Here is a 15,779-nt window from a genome sequence, read left to right on the forward strand (position 1 = left end):
CAACCACCCCTGCGTGAGTTGTGGAATGACTGTCAATAATCGCCTTCAGCTTTTTAATACCCTGGCTGCGCTGCCACCTCCAACGTTCAACAAGCTGCTGTTTGCTATTCAACCACCCGATGGTGTTGTCGCTGGCCCTACGGCTACCCAGGGCGATCGCACAGCACAGCTTCTGCAATGGGCCGAAAGTTCTCCCAGGCATGACTTAGCTTTTGTAAATGATGTGTTAAGTCAGCTAGACAGCCTACCAAACCCACCTGAGTCGATTATCCAAATTCGAGCGCTTAGAGCTTCAGCAAGGCGATCGCTTACCGTAACCCCAGACGGCATCCAGCAGATCAATCGGGCTCTGACTGAACGGGGCTGGAGCCGAGAAGACTTGGCCTCTGTATGCGCCTGTAGTCGCCAGCCCGCGATCAAGTTTTGTTCAGGTAAACCTGTCAGCAACAAGCTGTTTGTTAGCTTTTGCAATGCCCTAGATCTAGATTGGGAAGACATTGCAGGGCTAAAAGCTCCAACTAACCCCAAGCATCCCAAGCCCGATCCCGATATTGATGCCCTGGTGCAAACCGTCCGTGCCCAAGTGTATGGCGACATACAGGGCCGCTGCGGCACAATGCGCGTGCTCGATATGGAGCAGCCTATTGGTCTGGGCGACATCTATACCAGCGTCAATATTTTGGAAAAGATCTCTGGGCGTCGGCGGTTGGAGCTGGAGGAACTGTTGCAAGACTGCGACCCCAAAAACTTTGACCGCTTTTTGTTGGGCCAAGTGCGACATAAGCGAATTCCCGGTTTGCAAGCGGTTGAAGAACACCGCCAACTGATGATTTTGGGCAAGCCAGGAGCAGGCAAAACCACCTTTATGAAACGGCTCGCCATTTTGTGCAATGAGGGAAAATTTCAGCCTCAGCGGGTACCAGTATTTGTGACACTAAAGGACTATGCAGAGGCTAAGGGAAAGCCTAAACTCCACACCTACATCCAAAATCAGAGGCAGGCATGCGGGGTGAAAGAAACCGATGTCCTCACCGCTATCTTCCTCGCCGGCCAATCACTGGTATTGCTGGATGGTCTAGATGAGGTTTCCGAAAACGATCACGACCGAGTGCTGCAAGATATCAAAACCTTTACCCAGCAGTTCCGAGATTGCCAGTGCGTAATTACTTGCCGCATTGCTGCACGAGAGTACATTTTTGAGCAATTTACCGAAGTGGAAGTTGCTGACTTTAACCAAAAGCAGATTGCTGAGTTTGCTAATAAATGGTTTACAGTCAAGCACGACCCCAAAAAAGCGAAGACCTTTATTCAACGGCTCAAGGACAACAAGCCCATTCAAGAATTGGCGACCAATCCGCTATTGCTGACGCTCCTGTGCCTGGTGTTTGGCGAAGCAGCAGATTTCCCCGCTAACCGAGCCGAACTGTATAAAGAAGGGCTGGATGTGTTGCTTAAAAAGTGGGATGGCAAACGCAACATCGAGCGAGATCAGGTTTACAAAAAACTCTCACTCAAACGAAAGGAAGACCTGCTGAGCCAGCTTGCCTTTGAGACCTTTGAGCGGGGGGAGTATTTCTTTAAGCAAGCCACCGTAGAGCAACATATCATCTGCTACATTCGCAACCTGCCGGGAGCTAGTGATGAACAAGAAGTCCTGCAACTGGATGGTGAAGCGGTGCTGAAATCCATCGAAGCGCAGCACGGGCTATTGGTGGAACGGGCTAGAGGCATCTACTCTTTTTCCCACCTCACCTTTCAGGAATACTTCACCGCTCAGAACATCATAAGCCCCACAGCAGCACTTAACCAGGCACTGCAAAGCTTGGTCAACCACATTACAGAAAAACGTTACCGCGAAATCTTTTTTCTCACGGCAGGCATGCTATCCGAAGCCGATACCCTGCTGGTGCTGATGAAACAGAAAATTGACCAAATCGTAGCTGACTCCACTCTCGAAACACTCAAGCTACAATCCTTGTTGGCCTGGATGCAACAAAAAAACATATCAGTGAACGTTCATTATAAGACCTCTGCAGTTCGGGCCTTTTACCTTGCCTATGCGTATAATCTTGACCTTGATCTCGCTCATGATCTTGATTTCAGTCTGGCTCTAGCTGACGATCTCGACCTTTCTTATGCTCGTGACCGTGTTCGTGACCTTTACTATGGCCGCGATCATAACTTCTCCTACACTGATGATCTACAACTCAAGCGCGCTCTTACTCGTAGCTTAAATCGTGCTCGTACTATTTCGCATGTTAATTCTCTAGCCCTTGCTCTTGACCGCGCACTCTTTCTTGCTCTGATAATTAGTTATGCCCTTGACTTAAACCTCGACCGCGCTCTCGACCTTGCTCTGGACTGCGACATCGATCTTGCTCTTGATCGTGCTGAACGATCTATAGAGCAAGATAATCAAGAGTTAAAGCTAATAATACAGGGGTTAAGGGCTAAATTACCCAATCGAAAGAATCGTGAAGTTTTTAAGCAATGGTGGCAGGCAAATGGTGCAAATTGGACTGAACATTTGAGAATCACGATTCTTGAACAGCTCAACATTGGTTATGACTGGCAACTTTCTAATGCTCAAAAAGAAAAGCTGGAACAGTATTACAACGCTAACAAGCTTTTGGTCGATTGCCTCAACAGCGATTGCTACGTCACCAAAGCCACCCGACAATACATCGAAGACACCCTGCTGTTGCCCCTCAGCGAAATCGAGAAATATCCAGTCCCCGATGCAATAGCAAACCTATAGGGGAAAAACCCTGGGGTCTGGCAACTTTTTATCAAAAACAGAAACGAGGAAAACTATGCGTGGAATTCAATTTTTAGTCAACGAAGACGGAGAAAAAACAGCAGTTCTCCTGGACCTGCAAGAATGGGGCGATCTGTGGGAGGACTTTTATGATATTTTGGTTGCCCGATCGCGGGCAGAGGAAGAAACCGTAAGCTGGAGCGACTTGGAATCCGAACTCAATCAGGAAAATGCGGCCAATGGCGCAGTATGAGATTCAGTTCAAATCTTCTGCTGCCAAAGAGTTTCGTAAGCTGTCGCTAGAGATCAAAACCCGACTACAAAAAGCTATAAATGCTCTCAAAGCCGAACCCCGACCTGCTGGCATGAAAAAGCTAGCTGGTGAAGATGACCTTTGCCGAATTCGTGTAGGCGACTATCGAGTTATCTACAAAATTGATGATGATATTCAGCTAATTATGATAATGCGGATCAGGCACCGTCGCGAGGCTTATCAGTAAAAATATCATCGAGAATCTGAACTTCCGGAGGCTTTTATGTTGGAATATAGCTTTAGCGAAATTCAAATCAAAGATTCAATAAAAGCAGCGATTCTTGAAATCTTCCAAGAGCGTCGTGATCTGTTCCAAGACCTGATTGCAGAGGCACTTGAAGATATTGCCTTGGTGAAAGCAATTGATGAAGCCAAAGACTCCGAGCCAGTCCGCCGCGAGGCGATCTTTGAGATATTGGAGTTTGGAGGAGTAGGCTGCAACAGCCTCGATTAAGGCTGGCAACCCCCGCCACAGCACCTTGGCGCTTTACAAGTCCCCACGGCGGCGTAAAATACAGACGACTGATGTAGAGAGCGCAAAAGGTTAACTATGGGACGCTTTAGACCTCTTTTGGGAATTTTGCTGGCGGTGGTAGCCACCTGCCTGGTGGCCTGCGGTGGCCCGGCGGCGAAGATACCGACCACCTACACCCCAGAGATTTTGCAGCAGGTAGAGCTGTATTCCCCCGGTGTGGCTGAGCTGCGCGATCGCTTCCCCGAGCTTCAGGGCTACATTCAACAAAAAGACTGGGTGAACGTGCAGAGCTTCATCCATGGCCCCATGGGCGAAATGCGGGCGCGGGTCAACCGCCTGGCAAACACCCTGCTGACCAAAGATAAGCCCCAGGCCCAATCCCTGGCTAAGGAACTCTACGTACACCTAGAGCGCCTAGACGAAGCTGCCGCCAATAACCAGCAGGTAATTGCCGGGCAAGAGTACCGCAATGCCCTAGATGACTTTGACTCATTCTTGAGTCTGGTACCAACGTTTCAATAGCCCGACTCAGTTCACCCTCCCTTGAAGCGAATCACCGTTATTGGCTGCGGCGTTGTGGGGGCGGCGATCGCCTACGAACTGAGCCTCTGCCAAGGAGTTCAGGTCACGGTCGTCGATCAAACAGCCCCAGCCCAGGGATCTACCGCCGCCGCATTGGGGGTGGGCATGGCGGTGATTAGCCACAAGGTAAAGGGGCGCAACTGGCGACTGCGAGAGCGCAGCCTCAAGCGCTATCAAACCCTGATTCCAGAGCTAGAAGCGCTGACGGGAAGAGCAATTCAGCACAATATCCAGGGCATTCTCAGTCTCTGCTTTGCAGCTGAGGACTTGCCTCGGTGGCGATCGCTCCAGGAAATCCGCCAGCGCCAGGGCTATCGGCTAGAGGTGTGGGAACCGGAGCGGGTGGGCGATCGATGCCCCCACATCAACACCACCGGGGTCGCCGCTGGCATCTACTCGCCTCAAGATTTTCAGGTCAATCCTACCGATCTCACGCTGGCGCTGGTGGCCGGTGCTCAGGCAAACGGGGCTGAGTTTCACTTTGGTAAGCCCGTCGTGGGGTTTGATGGGGCTGAAGTTTTGCTCCAGGAAGACCGCCACTGTGCAGCTGTGCAGACGCCAAATCAGAGCTTTGCAGCGGATGCGATTGTAATTTCCGCAGGGTTAGGGACTCTGCCCCTCACGCAAACGCTCTACCAGCCGATCCCCATTGGCCCGGTGCTGGGTCAGGCTCTCCGGCTTCACCTCGACCAGCCCCTGGGCCATCTCGACTTTCAGCCCGTGGTCAATGGCCATGACATTCACCTGGTGCCCCTGGGCGACGGCGACTACTGGGTCGGGGCCACGGTAGAGTTTCCGCCCGAAACCTCCTTTGAAGATGCCTTGGCTATGCGGCCCGAGGCCGATCGCCTAGATGACGTGCTAGCTGGCGCGATTGCCTACTGTCCAGCCCTAGCGACAGGCAAGATAACCCAGCGCTGGTCGGGCCTTCGCCCCCGCCCCCAGGGCCAGGCGGCTCCAGTCATTCAGTCACTGGCAGGCTATAGCAATATCTGGCTGGCCACCGGGCACTACCGCAACGGCGTCCTCCTTGCCCCAGCCACTGCCCTAGCTGTACGAGACTTTCTAGAGAATTGAGATGAGTCGTTATGATAGGGCAAAGACCTCTGCTGTGAGGGAAGATTCATGCTGATGACAGTTAACGAATTAGAGAAGCTTCAGGCTGAACATCCCGACTATCGGATGGAGTTGGTGGGCGGGGAGGTAAAAATTATGAGCCCTTCTGGGTACGAGGCGGATGAAGTCTCTACTGAGTTAGCTGCACAGATTCGCAACTGGGTGCGCCCCCGTCAACTCGGTCGAGTCACAGGCTCTAGCGCTGGCTTCATACTCCCTAACGCCGATACCCGCGCTCCCGATGTTTCGTTTGTTAAAGCCGAGCGGCTGCGGCGTAGCCCTCGTTCCTTTGCAGAACTCGCCCCCGATCTGATGGTGGAGGTGAAATCGCCAACGGACAAACTGACAAAGCTGCGGAGCAAAATCCAAGATTTTCTCGCTCTGGGTACCCAGGTGGGTATTCTCATTGACCCTGAGGCCCGCTGTGTAGAGGTGTATCGATCTGGGGATGAGGCGGTTCTCTTAGGGGATGGCGATCGCCTTACGGTACCCGACCTGCTGCCTGGGTGGGAGGTCGCGATCGCTGACCTGTGGCCCCTAGTATTTGAGTAATTCTAAAACCACCCCTCAAAACGACAAGAGGCGCAGCCGGTGCTACGCCTCTCAACAGAGTTTAGTCAGGGGTGCCTTTGGCTTAAGCCGCTTCCATCCAGTCATAGATTTGCTCTAGTTGCTCTAGGGTTACTAAGCCGTACTGCCAAAGAATCATGGGCAAAGGCCCAGGATCTTGCTCGCTATGCTTCAGGGCCACCTTGATAGAAGCCGCCGAAATGGCCAAATCATCCTGTAAAAACTGAATCAGATTGGGTTGGGTGCTCACCGTCATATAAATCTCACCTCCTTTGGGTCGCTAGGGTTTGCAGATGTTGCCCACGATTCTACACAAGGATGCCTCCGTGGCAACATTAATTTCACGATCGATTAACTGAACTTTTATCACATCGCCACCGATGGGTGGGCGAGCCCAGTCTGGAGAAGGCCTGAGGGCGATCGCCAGACAACCGCCCCTAAGCCCCAGTTCTCCTAGAACACCCTCTCAGTAGTCTTCGCCTTTAGCTGTAATAAAAGATGCCCAAAGACAACCCCAAAGCTCGGATGTTGCTTTACGGAATGTTGGAACCTGTAATATTTGGTCAAACTTGCTCGGGTTTGGCCTATGCCAAATCCTGCTTGACTATCCCTAGTTGGCAGGGCGAATGCTATTGGCCCCTACAGTTTGGCCTGTTGAGAATCGGGGTTATGGGATTCGGATTTAGTATTACTCGGGTTTGGGCAACGGGCTGACGATATTGAACAGGGCGGCGTAGTCGTCGTCTTCAAGCCCCGCCTGCACCGCTTGCTCGACGAGGTGACGCACGCTCTCGGCGGGGAACGGGGACAGCCCGGCGGCTTTGGCGGCCTCCACAAATAGCCCCATATCCTTGAGCAGGTGCTTGGTGGGAAAGTTGGGGTCGGCAAACTGGCGGGTCTGCATACGGTGCAGCTTTTTGTCGAAGGTGGGGGCGTAGAGGGCGCTCTGCCGCACCACGGCCATAAAGGTTTCTACGTCTATACCGGCGGCCTGTACCAGCCCCAGGCTCTGGGCAAAAGCGGCGGTGAGCGAGCCGATCAGCTGGTTCATGGCCAGCTTGAGGGTGGCGGCGCTGCCCACGGGGCCGACGTGGTAGAGGGTAGTGCCCAGGCAGCCCAGCAGGGGCTGCCAGCGTTGGTAGGACTCGTTTTCGGCCCCGACCATGATGATTAGCCTGCCGTTTTTGGCTTCAGGAATGCTGCCCAGCACGGGCGCTTCCAGGTAGGTGCCCCCGGCGGCGGCGACAATCTGGCCGAGCTGCTGACTTTCAGGGGGGGCAATGGTGCCCATTTGAATGATGGCTTTATGCTCTAGGGGAGACGGGCGAATGCTCAAACCCATGGCTTCTAGGAGCGATCGCACCGCATCGCCATTGGTCACCATAAAGATGATGGCTTCCACATGCTGCGCTAGTGCCAGGGGCGTGGCACAGACCTCGGCCCCCACCAGCTCCAGGGGTTTGAGCCGAGCCGGAGTGCGGTTGTAGACCCAAACCTTATGACCCGCCGACAGCAGCCTGAGGGCCATAGGCGACCCCATCAACCCCGTGCCAATTACCCCAATGTTCACCCCTGGTGTCCTCCTTAAATAAATGGAACGGTTAAATGGAACGGTTAAATGGAACGGTTTAGCCGGTTTCGGTCATGGTTTGTGGGCCGGGGCCGGGGGCGATTCGCGAAGCGTTCGGGAACCGACTCGGAACGAGTATCTCGGCCCCCTGAGCCCGACAATGGCGGGCGTAACGGGAATGGTGCTCTCCCCACGCGGCCTCGGCCTGGGCGGTGGCCCCTAGCCACTCGGCTAAGAACTGACGCAGCCAGCGCTCTACCGCCGCCCCGTAGAGGCGATGCTGGCTGAGGTGGTAGGCTCGTCCCTGGGCACCGGCATGGGCTAGCTGGTCGGCTCCTTCGGTCGTCCAATGGTTGACCATGGCAGCGGTAATTTCGGGATGAAACTGCAGCCCGTAGGCCCGCCGCCCATAGCGAAACGCCTGGTGGGGAAAGGTGGGGCCGGTGGCCAGCAGGTGACTGCCAGTGGGCAGCGTAAACCCCTCCTGGTGCCACTGGTAGACCATCAGCGGGCCGGGCAGTAGCTCCTGGCCCGCCGGGGTTGGCAGAATGGGGTAGTAGCCGATTTCGCGCTGGCCTGTGGGGTGGGCGGTAACGGAGGCTCCAAGGGTGCGGGCCAGCAGCTGCGCCCCCAGGCAAATGCCCAGGTAGGGTTTGTCGGCAGCCAGGGCCAGGGCAATCCAGTCGAGTTCTTGACCGATAAAGTCGAGGTGGTCGTCGTTGGCGCTCATGGGGCCACCAAACACCACCGTGCCGCTGTGGCGATCGAGATTGGCAGGCAGCGGGTGGCCCAGGGCCGGACAGCGGATATCGAGGGCAAAGCCCAGGTCGCGCAGCACTTCCCCCACCCGGCCTGGGTTGGAGGTGGCCTGGTGCACAACGACTAAAACAGGGGGATTAGAACTCACAGAGGGGGCGGTGATTTCTGTACAAGCGTTCTTAAAGCTCGGGCCGCTAGCCGGGTAGGGTGCGATCGCCCGAGGAAGCGTCTTTATCACTGTATCGCTTCAGCTCAGAACCGGAGCTAGGCCGCGGCTAGAGCTGGCGCTCGACCTGCACCATGCGGCGGTAGGCCAGCCAGCCCGTGACCACCATGGCGATCGCAAACAGCCCCAAAAACACCACGTGCTCGCCCACGTCCTCCAGGGTGCTGCCCTCGACTACCACCCCCGAGAGAGCTTCGATCATGTGGTAGATGGGGTTGTAGCGGGTGAGCTGGGCCAAAGAGTCGGGGAAAAACGCCGTGGGCAGAAAGGTGCCCCCCAAGATCATCAGCGGAATGCCAAAGGCGGCGATTAGCGCGTTGACGTCTTCGGTGCGGCGGGCTAGCTGGGTGCCCAGCACAAACCCTACCCCCACGTAGGCGGCGATGCTGAGCACCACAATCAGCAGGTTGGCGAAGGGGTTGCCGTCGAGGGTGGCCCCCTGGGAAAGGGCGATCGCGTACACCAGCGCCGCCTGGGCCAGCCCGATCACCCCGTAGGCCAGGCAAATGCCTAAGAAGTAGGACACCCCACTCAGGGGCGACAGAAAGAGGCGCTTCAGGGTTTTTTGCTCGCGCTCTGAGACCACTGTGGCGACGCTGCCCCCCAGCCCGCTAAAGAACAGCGCCGCCCCCACTAGGGTTGAGGGGGCCGCCTGGGTATAGGCTTCGGCCAGGGTAATCTGCAACCGCTCCTGCAAGATCAAACTGTTGAGAATCAGCAGCACAACCGGGAAAATCGCCCAAAACACCAGGCTGCGCCGCCGCCGCCCCAGCTCGACTAAAATTCGCTGGGCAACCGCCAGGGTCTCGCGCGCGTATTTCATCGGGATGAGTAGACTGTAAAAGCAACTTAATACTAGTGGGCAAGGGATTCTAGACCGTTCTTACATTAGCTGACGTTTGAGTTCTCTGTACAACAGCTTTGCGGCATAGCCGTGAAGCAGGCCCGATCGCTGGAATAGATTTTTCCCTGCCGCCTTCCACTCGTCGCGCTTCCCTTGTAGAACGATCGCCACTTCATTGCAAGCGTTTTTAGTTTCGATCCTGACCATGGCCCATTGCCAGAAAACGACTCTACAGAATTTGCAACCGATGGGCTTTTTCTTATCCTCGGTTTTGATCTTGCCGCGCGATCGCCGTCTGGTTGGTGCAATGCCCCCACTGGTGCCGCTGCGAGGGATGTCGATAGCGGCCCCTAGCGCTGCCTTGAACTGGGCTAGGGAGTGATTGTGAGTCCTCCACTTACCCTTGTTGCTCATGCGCTGGCTGGTGCGCTCTCTGCCCTCGTCTAGGAACTTATCGAAGGGGTATATCCGGCTGAGCCAAATCGCTTTGATGCTGATGCTGAAGCCGATTTTGTCCATCGCTTCTATGTAGGGCTGATACTCTGGCTTGGCCATGATGACGGCGATCGCACCTTCAAGCTCCGCGATCGCTGCCTCTGCTTCCCTGAGCTGCCGGGCGATCATTTTGGTGTAGGGGCTTAGGCCGGTGCCACAGCTGGGCGGCTGCTCGACGGTCTTACCCTTGACTCTGCGCTTACCGCCTGAATAGCGGTTCTCCCATTTCTGGGTGTGCTTATCGGCGCGATCGCCTGTGAGCCAATCTATTAGGGTGCTGCTGCCCTGCTGGCCCCAGTCCCAAACTGCTGTAAACTCCATCGCCTCGGGGAACTCTGCGGCTAGGTTTTGCCTGAGTCGGTTAATCATGCCGGTGCGCTGCTTCATGAGGCTGTGGCGCTGTAGCCAGTGCTGCCGTAGATTCTCTATTTCAGGTGGTGTATCGGGGATAAAGGCGTCTCGCTCCTGGCGTTTTTCCAGGGCATAGGCGGCGATCGCCAGGGCATCGAAATGATCATCCTTAGTTAGCTGGGCCTCGGCTCTGTAGGTGGCTAGCCTTCGCCCTGCCACCTGCCGGAAGGGTAGCTCTCGCTGCCTAAAGAAGTTTTTGAATGCGGCCTCGTACTTCCCACCGCTGGGCTCGAAGGCGATCAGCTCTGGCTGGAGCTGGGCGATCGCCTCTAGGTCTTCGGTGCAGGGCTTGATATGCCAGTAGACAAACTCTTTTGAGCGGGCAAAATTCACTAAATTTTCTGGCACACTTTCGAGCATTACGCAGGTCGCAACGCCTTTAGAAATGTCCATTCCAATTACTCTCATCACTGCATCCCTATACGACAAACCCCGCTAAAGGCGGGGTGTAATACCGTTGGAGCTAACTTGAACTTTTAAAACAGCTCTCGCTGTCGTTGCGGTTCACAATTTGCCGGTATTGAAAGGGTGCGACTATCTCGTAGTATTAAAATCGCGGCTGTCGGTTACTTTTAGAATCACTAAAAGTGGTGGAGACTCTGCGATCTTTCAGTCCTAAAACAGCCACACCCTACGATACGGGTTTGGAAGCCGACCGCTACCCCCCTAGGGAGGGTTTCGGCCCTGGCTAGGGGCCTCGTCAGGCGGGGAAAATGGGCTCGATTTTGGCTCTGGCTAGGGCCTCTTGCCACTGCTCGAAGGTGCCTTGGGGGTCGGGGGTCTGCTGCATGAGCATGGCCAGGGCCTGGCCAATCGCTTCGAGGTCGGCATCTTCGGCCAGGTCGAGGGAAAGGTTTAGTGAACGTCTAGGCCTGGGCCTCTCGCCAAAGTATTCGTCGGCTTCTGCGTCGGTTAGATCGAACTCGGGGTGATAGCCCTGGGCGACCATGCCCGCGAACTCGGGCGTTTCGGTCTGCTGGGCGATCGCCATCGCTAGGTTAGTGATGATCTGCCGCGCAAACTCTGCGCTCGGGCCTCGGTTCTCGGGGTGCCTCAGCGCCAGCTGGAGTTGAGCTATCAGGATGAACGCTCTACCGGGGCTGGTGGCAAACTCGATTAACTCCTGAGAGCGGGCAACACGGGCGATAATTTCTTGGGGAGTCATGGCTACTCCTGGCCTGGGGCATAGACAACACTCTCGGGCTCTGCCCCCATAACCTCGGCGGGGTCGGCGGTGGTGGGGGTGTCACTGTCTGCCCAGAAGGGATCTAGCTGGGCCTGTAGGGCGATCGCCCGCTTCTGGTGCTCTAGCTGCTCGTAGGCAACTTTGGCTACCCGGCGCAGGCGCTCTAGCTCTAGCACGGTGCAGGCCGCGCCAATTCTGCTAATCAACTCGTCTCGGGTCATGAATCACAGTCCTCATTGATGGGCTCTTTGGTTGGGTCTAACTGCATGTACTCCAGCAGTCCATGCAGGCGATCGCAAAGGTCAGCGGGGGTAAAGCTTGGCCCTTCATTTAGCAAGTGGGCCAACTCGTTAACCTCGGCGATCGCGATCTTTCGCCATTCCTCCATAGGCTAAAAACCTCTCACGTTGGGCAAAACTGGGCCGCTGCTGCGCTCTTGCCATTCGCTATCGATGAAAGCATCTAGCTCTGAGCTGTGCTGCTTGGGCGGTAGGGAAGGGGCTGGCTCTAGGGGCGCTGCAATTGGCCCTTCCTCGGGCACGACTTCAACGACTTGCATTCTGGCGATGTCCATACCCGCTCTAATAAGGTTGGGCGAGCATCTGATAACCACTTCCACAACTTCGTTGGCTTCGTCGTAGTGGGCATTAACCGAAAACTCCTGTCTTTTCATGGTGTTAAATTGGTGGGGTGGCCACCCCGTAGGGTGGCCGTGGACTCGGCTCTTTTGGGAGTGATGAGTACGCTGGTAGCAGGGCGGGGGGAGTGCGTAAGCTGGTAACTCATAGCTCCCCTGGCTCGGCCTATAGGCGGGTGCGTCTGCTGCTGGGCGGGTTTTCCTAGTGAAAGGTTGTCCCTAGTCCCTGGGCGGCTGCTATCCGAAGTCTTCTACCTATCCGGGGGGGTCGGTGCCCTGGCCCCCTATCCGTGGCTCTTGCCGGTGGTTTAGCTCTAAGCGCCTAGCTGACCCACTCGGGCTATTGCATATCGCCTCTGGTTGCTGGGGTCTATCCTTACCAGCTCTCGTAGGAGTAACGCGGCCTCGGTGCGACCTATGGCCTCAGCGATGAGCATGTTGGGCTGTATTCGCAGGTCAACGATCGCCCAATCAAACTGCTTGCTCTGGCTCAGAATCATTGTGTAGTCGCCCTCTGGGTCAACCTCGACCAGGGCTTGAACTAGGGTGTTCGCTATGGCTGCCACACGGGCGCGGGCGATTGCCTCACTGAACTTTTGCTCTTTGAACAAGACCACATAATCTAGGCTCGGCCTCACCACTTGGGCGGTGGGGGTGGGTTCGATTGCTAGTGCGGGCATAGGCAAACTCTCTATAGGATGGGCATCACGGGCTGCTTTAAGCCGGTGTGGGAAGAAAAGCGATCTCCGATTGGGAACCTCTGAGCGATCGCTATCAAGTTGGTATCCTATAAATGTATATGCAATCTTCCCCCAATGGAAGATATGCACTAAAATTGAATATGCAATAGGCTGGCAATTGTATATGTGATACTTGGAAGGTGGAAAATAATGGTCGAGAAAAATGCCGAAGGCGAAACACAGCAAATGGGGAGAACCCAAGACGGAGGCGCTTTACCAGCGAATGACTCCAACCGGGATACAGCTACTGAGGGATCGGGCGGCGGCGGAAGGGGTGTCGGTGGCGGATTACTTGGAGTTGGTGGCGCGTCGCACGGGAAAGACGTTGGCCAGCTGGTCGTTAAACAGCTTGAATATCAGCTGGCCTATCACACAAGCTCTATCGAGTGGTACGCGGCTGAAATCGCGCGGTGTGAGGCCGAGATATTGAAATTTCGTGAGGCTCAGGCTTGGCATGAGGCTTATCTGTCTGATGTGCAAGCCGACCTAGACGCTTTCTTGACTCCATCCCCCGCTGATTTAGCTGATTTAGTTGAATAATCCACTTTTAGGTGGAGTAATCCACTTTTAGGTGGAGTAATCCACTTTTAGGTTGTTCCGGCCTGTGCGATTCCCTGCGGGAGGCTTTACCAACGCATAGGCCGTATTTTTTTGCTGCCATGGGGAAACGTAAACTACACCCCACCCACCCTTTCAAGCGCATCTCTATATCTACTCAAACGGTGAACGGCACCGCCTGGGCCATGGTTACGGCTTACCCTTCCCACGGCAAACGCTACTACCGATACATGGCGGGCCTGGGCGATCGCATCGACATCCAACGCCATATCCCCGGTGGTGCCTGTGGTACTCCGGTAGCTGAGGCGCGGGCCTCTGAGGTGGGCCGGTGGCTACGGCTGGGACGGAGTGCCACCGATATACTGGGGCTGATAGATTCGTGGGGCCGCGCTTCGACAAGCTCAGCGACCAGGTAAACCTTCCGCAAGTAATTGAGCCATGCCGATCGATCGCTCTCGCTACTCTCCCGAGTGGCCCAAGATTTCTCGCCAGGTGCGCGATGCTGCCGGGTGGTGCTGCTGCCAATGCGATCGCCCCTGCATTCAACCGGGGGAGTCTTGGGCTGAGCTGGGCGATCGCGCAATCGCCCTGGGCTGGGGTCTGGAGCTGCATAAACCACAACGGTTTATTCTCACTGCTGCTCACCTCGACCAAAACCCGCGCAACGATGACCCGGCCAACCTGGCGGCCCTGTGTGTGCTGTGTCATTTGACCCACGATCGCCCCCATCTGCTGCACAACCGGCGGCGTAAACGTGAGCGACTGGGGCAGCTTAACCTACTGGAACCGCCAGCGCTGCCGGTGGTGCTGGCTGGCCTGGGCCTTAACCCTGACCATCAGCAGCCACCATTTTGGGGCTAGCCGAACGGGAACGAATGGGAGTAGTTGGGTACAGTGCCCCCGCAGGGCTGCGCTGGGGTTCCCCCTGGCCCAGCCAATCGCTATCGACTTATGCCGGTGCTCCCCCCACACCCACCCCGCACATATTTCTTAGAGCAGGCGCAAAATTTTTTAGTTTCTGGGGTAGCCTTCGGGTGCTCCGTAGAGAATTCGCTTGATGGCTTTTTCTTGGCCCCCTGTGATGTGGCTTCTGTTGGCTTGAAGGGTAGTGATTGCGCCCTCGATGTCGGCTCGGGCCTGGGCTACGGCTTCCCGGTGCTCTGCATCTGACCTGTAGGGGGGGCTGCTCTCGCTCATGCGCTCTGCCGGTGGGGGATAGCTAAAGCTTAAGCGATCGCCCTGGATGACCCAGGTGCGGGCTGGCCTGGCTTGGTTGAGAGCTGAAGCGGGTGAAGTGGGCAAGCAAGCATAAATATATGCGGAAGGTTTCTGGTGATCGCTCTGGGTCGAAATATTATGCGGAAAGTTTCTAGTGAGCTGCCCAATTCAGGTTGATATACGGAAAGTTTCGGTCTATCTACCTAAGTAAGGGTAAATAGACCGAAACTTTCTCTCTAATAAGATTGTTATACTGCTCAGTTTTAGCAAGGGAAGTACTTGCAGTATCCTTAGTTAGATTGAAAGATCAAGTTACTTAAGATCTGTTGGCTTGGTCAGTAGTTAATAAACGTTGTTAGGTCACATCGGTTAAAGCGTTAAGGAATGATAAATATGACCGAAGTTCTGGCTGCACTTCTTGGAACTATCGTAGGAGGCTTTATATCTTGGATCGCAAATGTCTATCAAAACAAATCGCAAGCAACTTTCGATTTTCATCGAGAATTTGATAGTGACGTTATGCACAGGTCGAGAATTTTAGCCGATCAACTTATCAGGAAAAACCCAAACGATACGCTATATGAAATCTATGAAAAGTATCCTGAAGAATCATTTCACATATGGCAGGTGATCAACTTTTATAGGCGCTTGTGGGTTGCAATAAATTATGGTCAAGTTAAAACTAATCTAGTTCCAGAGCTATTTGGTGAAATTTTCATTTGGTGGTACTTGCTATGTTTTGAGAAACAGTATATTCCTGCCTATAATCATTCTCAGGGTCGAAAGCAGATTCTTGAGCTAAAGAAGTGGATTGATAAGCACTCAAATAAATCTGAAATGGATGAGTGGACACGACTCGCCTTGAAGAAACGCGAACAGAGAATTTCTAAGAAATAGCACTAAATGAATGTATTTGTATTGGCACAGTATAAAACAATTCGGTTGGAGCGGACTGCCGAAAGGTTCTGGCAGTGTACGAAGGTTCTAGCAGCCGCTCAACCGAACTGTTGTGCCATAAGTTCCTGGTGTGGTTAGTGCTTAAAGCTTATCTATGCGATCATTTCTTCGTGGCTTATGGCTGCTTGGTGGTGTCGTGGTAGGTGTGAGAGCTGCCCGGTAGTGGCTGAGTGAGTGCCTTAATGCTGGGGCTTGGTTTTTGCCCTGACGGCTGCACCTTGCTTGGCTCTGTGCCGTGAGCTGGCGGCGGGTGGTTAGTCGTTGCTGAGGTTAGTTGACCCAATTGCGAGCTGGCCCAGCTTCTTTGAGAGCTGAAGCGGGTGAAGCAAGCATGAATATATTCGGAAGGTTTCTAGCGATCGCT

General features: G+C 54.7%; 22 protein-coding genes. 11 read left to right on the top strand and 11 right to left on the bottom strand.

The features are described 5' to 3' along the window. The first annotated feature begins 25 nt into the window (after positions 1-25). From VB780_RS05155 to VB780_RS05185, 7 genes are all read left to right on the top strand, one after another. Positions 26-2,758 carry an NACHT domain-containing NTPase gene (locus VB780_RS05155; RefSeq protein WP_323350069.1) on the top strand — a complete coding sequence of 911 codons (2,733 nt, stop codon included), beginning with the start codon at positions 26-28 and terminating at the stop codon, positions 2,756-2,758. Between the two features lie 55 nt (positions 2,759-2,813). Then, positions 2,814-3,011, top strand: coding sequence for a hypothetical protein (locus tag VB780_RS05160; RefSeq protein WP_323350070.1), 198 nt, complete (start codon positions 2,814-2,816; stop codon positions 3,009-3,011). Beyond that, positions 2,998-3,258, top strand: coding sequence for a type II toxin-antitoxin system RelE/ParE family toxin (locus tag VB780_RS05165; protein ID WP_323350071.1), 261 nt, complete (start codon positions 2,998-3,000; stop codon positions 3,256-3,258). Before VB780_RS05160 ends, VB780_RS05165 begins: the two co-directional genes overlap by 14 nt. 36 nt (positions 3,259-3,294) lie before the next feature. Next, positions 3,295-3,525, top strand: coding sequence for a hypothetical protein (locus tag VB780_RS05170; RefSeq protein WP_323350072.1), 231 nt, complete (start codon positions 3,295-3,297; stop codon positions 3,523-3,525). 96 nt (positions 3,526-3,621) lie between these two features. Beyond that, positions 3,622-4,068 (top strand): photosystem II protein PsbQ, encoded by a 447-nt coding sequence (gene psbQ / locus VB780_RS05175; protein ID WP_323350073.1) that lies wholly within the window; start codon positions 3,622-3,624, stop codon positions 4,066-4,068. Positions 4,069-4,089: 21 nt separating this feature from the next. Next, the gene (locus tag VB780_RS05180) at positions 4,090-5,205 is read left to right on the top strand and encodes an FAD-dependent oxidoreductase (RefSeq protein WP_323350074.1); all 1,116 of its coding nucleotides are present in this window, start codon (positions 4,090-4,092) and stop codon (positions 5,203-5,205) included. A 48-nt stretch (positions 5,206-5,253) separates the two neighbouring features. Next, positions 5,254-5,796, top strand: coding sequence for a Uma2 family endonuclease (locus VB780_RS05185; RefSeq protein WP_323350075.1), 543 nt, complete (start codon positions 5,254-5,256; stop codon positions 5,794-5,796). Positions 5,797-5,878: 82 nt separating this feature from the next. Here VB780_RS05185 and VB780_RS05190 read toward each other — a convergent pair whose 3' ends face one another. The 10 genes from VB780_RS05190 to VB780_RS05235 all read right to left on the bottom strand — a co-directional run bounded on the left by VB780_RS05190 (position 5,879) and on the right by VB780_RS05235 (position 12,622). After that, positions 5,879-6,070 (bottom strand): DUF2949 domain-containing protein, encoded by a 192-nt coding sequence (locus VB780_RS05190; RefSeq protein ID WP_323350076.1) that lies wholly within the window; start codon positions 6,068-6,070, stop codon positions 5,879-5,881. A 432-nt stretch (positions 6,071-6,502) separates the two neighbouring features. After that, entirely contained in the window at positions 6,503-7,384 is an 882-nt protein-coding gene (locus tag VB780_RS05195) for an NAD(P)-dependent oxidoreductase (RefSeq protein ID WP_323350077.1), read from the bottom strand. 58 nt (positions 7,385-7,442) lie between these two features. Further along, positions 7,443-8,291, bottom strand: a complete 849-nt coding sequence (locus tag VB780_RS05200) for a glutamine amidotransferase (RefSeq protein WP_323350078.1) — start codon at positions 8,289-8,291, stop codon at positions 7,443-7,445. A gap of 127 nt (positions 8,292-8,418) precedes the next feature. Beyond that, complete coding sequence (locus VB780_RS05205) at positions 8,419-9,192, bottom strand: ABC transporter permease (protein WP_323350079.1); 774 nt, start codon at positions 9,190-9,192, stop codon at positions 8,419-8,421. A gap of 60 nt (positions 9,193-9,252) precedes the next feature. Continuing rightward, complete coding sequence (locus VB780_RS05210; RefSeq protein WP_323350080.1) at positions 9,253-10,512, bottom strand: IS110 family transposase; 1,260 nt, start codon at positions 10,510-10,512, stop codon at positions 9,253-9,255. Between the two features lie 307 nt (positions 10,513-10,819). Beyond that, positions 10,820-11,284 (bottom strand): hypothetical protein, encoded by a 465-nt coding sequence (locus VB780_RS05215; RefSeq protein ID WP_323350081.1) that lies wholly within the window; start codon positions 11,282-11,284, stop codon positions 10,820-10,822. Between the two features lie 2 nt (positions 11,285-11,286). Further along, entirely contained in the window at positions 11,287-11,526 is a 240-nt protein-coding gene (locus VB780_RS05220) for a hypothetical protein (protein ID WP_323350082.1), read from the bottom strand. Further along, positions 11,523-11,693: a hypothetical protein gene (locus VB780_RS05225; protein ID WP_323350083.1), complete on the bottom strand. Its 171-nt coding sequence runs from the start codon at positions 11,691-11,693 to the stop codon at positions 11,523-11,525. Before VB780_RS05225 ends, VB780_RS05220 begins: the two co-directional genes overlap by 4 nt. Positions 11,694-11,696: 3 nt before the next feature. Next, positions 11,697-11,978 carry a hypothetical protein gene (locus VB780_RS05230; RefSeq protein ID WP_323350084.1) on the bottom strand — a complete coding sequence of 94 codons (282 nt, stop codon included), beginning with the start codon at positions 11,976-11,978 and terminating at the stop codon, positions 11,697-11,699. A 278-nt stretch (positions 11,979-12,256) separates the two neighbouring features. Then, a complete protein-coding gene (locus VB780_RS05235; protein WP_323350085.1) occupies positions 12,257-12,622 on the bottom strand; it encodes a hypothetical protein in 366 nt (121 codons plus the stop codon). A gap of 210 nt (positions 12,623-12,832) precedes the next feature. Between VB780_RS05235 and VB780_RS05240 the strand changes: the two genes are divergently transcribed. From VB780_RS05240 to VB780_RS05250, 3 genes are all read left to right on the top strand, one after another. Next, entirely contained in the window at positions 12,833-13,222 is a 390-nt protein-coding gene (locus VB780_RS05240; RefSeq protein ID WP_323350086.1) for a hypothetical protein, read from the top strand. A gap of 119 nt (positions 13,223-13,341) precedes the next feature. Then, complete coding sequence (locus tag VB780_RS05245; RefSeq protein WP_323350087.1) at positions 13,342-13,656, top strand: hypothetical protein; 315 nt, start codon at positions 13,342-13,344, stop codon at positions 13,654-13,656. A gap of 22 nt (positions 13,657-13,678) precedes the next feature. Next, the gene (locus VB780_RS05250; protein WP_323350088.1) at positions 13,679-14,101 is read left to right on the top strand and encodes a hypothetical protein; all 423 of its coding nucleotides are present in this window, start codon (positions 13,679-13,681) and stop codon (positions 14,099-14,101) included. Positions 14,102-14,251: 150 nt separating this feature from the next. Here the strand turns inward: VB780_RS05250 and VB780_RS05255 are convergent, their stop codons facing one another. Continuing rightward, a complete protein-coding gene (locus VB780_RS05255) occupies positions 14,252-14,542 on the bottom strand; it encodes a hypothetical protein (protein WP_323350089.1) in 291 nt (96 codons plus the stop codon). Positions 14,543-14,851: 309 nt separating this feature from the next. Between VB780_RS05255 and VB780_RS05260 the strand changes: the two genes are divergently transcribed. Next, complete coding sequence (locus tag VB780_RS05260) at positions 14,852-15,355, top strand: hypothetical protein (RefSeq protein WP_323350090.1); 504 nt, start codon at positions 14,852-14,854, stop codon at positions 15,353-15,355. The last annotated feature ends 424 nt before the right edge of the window (positions 15,356-15,779 follow it).

The sequence above is a fragment of the Leptolyngbya sp. CCNP1308 genome (genome assembly GCF_034932455.1).
Taxonomy (GTDB): Bacteria; Cyanobacteriota; Cyanobacteriia; order Phormidesmidales; family Phormidesmidaceae; genus Nodosilinea.

Excerpts from the sequence above, each read along its gene's own strand:
- VB780_RS05225 (WP_323350083.1), bottom strand. The coding sequence starts at position 11,693 with ATGGAGGAATGGCGAAAGATCGCGATCGCCGAGGTTAACGAGTTGGCC.
- VB780_RS05220 (WP_323350082.1), bottom strand. The coding sequence starts at position 11,526 with ATGACCCGAGACGAGTTGATTAGCAGAATTGGCGCGGCCTGCACCGTG.
- VB780_RS05230 (WP_323350084.1), bottom strand. The coding sequence starts at position 11,978 with ATGAAAAGACAGGAGTTTTCGGTTAATGCCCACTACGACGAAGCCAAC.
- VB780_RS05235 (WP_323350085.1), bottom strand. The coding sequence starts at position 12,622 with ATGCCCGCACTAGCAATCGAACCCACCCCCACCGCCCAAGTGGTGAGG.
- VB780_RS05165 (WP_323350071.1), top strand. The coding sequence starts at position 2,998 with ATGGCGCAGTATGAGATTCAGTTCAAATCTTCTGCTGCCAAAGAGTTT.
- VB780_RS05260 (WP_323350090.1), top strand. The coding sequence starts at position 14,852 with ATGACCGAAGTTCTGGCTGCACTTCTTGGAACTATCGTAGGAGGCTTT.
- VB780_RS05170 (WP_323350072.1), top strand. The coding sequence starts at position 3,295 with ATGTTGGAATATAGCTTTAGCGAAATTCAAATCAAAGATTCAATAAAA.
- VB780_RS05185 (WP_323350075.1), top strand. The coding sequence starts at position 5,254 with ATGCTGATGACAGTTAACGAATTAGAGAAGCTTCAGGCTGAACATCCC.
- VB780_RS05205 (WP_323350079.1), bottom strand. The coding sequence starts at position 9,192 with ATGAAATACGCGCGCGAGACCCTGGCGGTTGCCCAGCGAATTTTAGTC.
- VB780_RS05245 (WP_323350087.1), top strand. The coding sequence starts at position 13,342 with ATGGGGAAACGTAAACTACACCCCACCCACCCTTTCAAGCGCATCTCT.
- VB780_RS05155 (WP_323350069.1), top strand. The coding sequence starts at position 26 with ATGACTGTCAATAATCGCCTTCAGCTTTTTAATACCCTGGCTGCGCTG.
- VB780_RS05190 (WP_323350076.1), bottom strand. The coding sequence starts at position 6,070 with ATGACGGTGAGCACCCAACCCAATCTGATTCAGTTTTTACAGGATGAT.
- VB780_RS05210 (WP_323350080.1), bottom strand. The coding sequence starts at position 10,512 with ATGGACATTTCTAAAGGCGTTGCGACCTGCGTAATGCTCGAAAGTGTG.
- VB780_RS05160 (WP_323350070.1), top strand. The coding sequence starts at position 2,814 with ATGCGTGGAATTCAATTTTTAGTCAACGAAGACGGAGAAAAAACAGCA.
- VB780_RS05215 (WP_323350081.1), bottom strand. The coding sequence starts at position 11,284 with ATGACTCCCCAAGAAATTATCGCCCGTGTTGCCCGCTCTCAGGAGTTA.
- VB780_RS05250 (WP_323350088.1), top strand. The coding sequence starts at position 13,679 with ATGCCGATCGATCGCTCTCGCTACTCTCCCGAGTGGCCCAAGATTTCT.
- VB780_RS05240 (WP_323350086.1), top strand. The coding sequence starts at position 12,833 with ATGGTCGAGAAAAATGCCGAAGGCGAAACACAGCAAATGGGGAGAACC.
- psbQ (WP_323350073.1), top strand. The coding sequence starts at position 3,622 with ATGGGACGCTTTAGACCTCTTTTGGGAATTTTGCTGGCGGTGGTAGCC.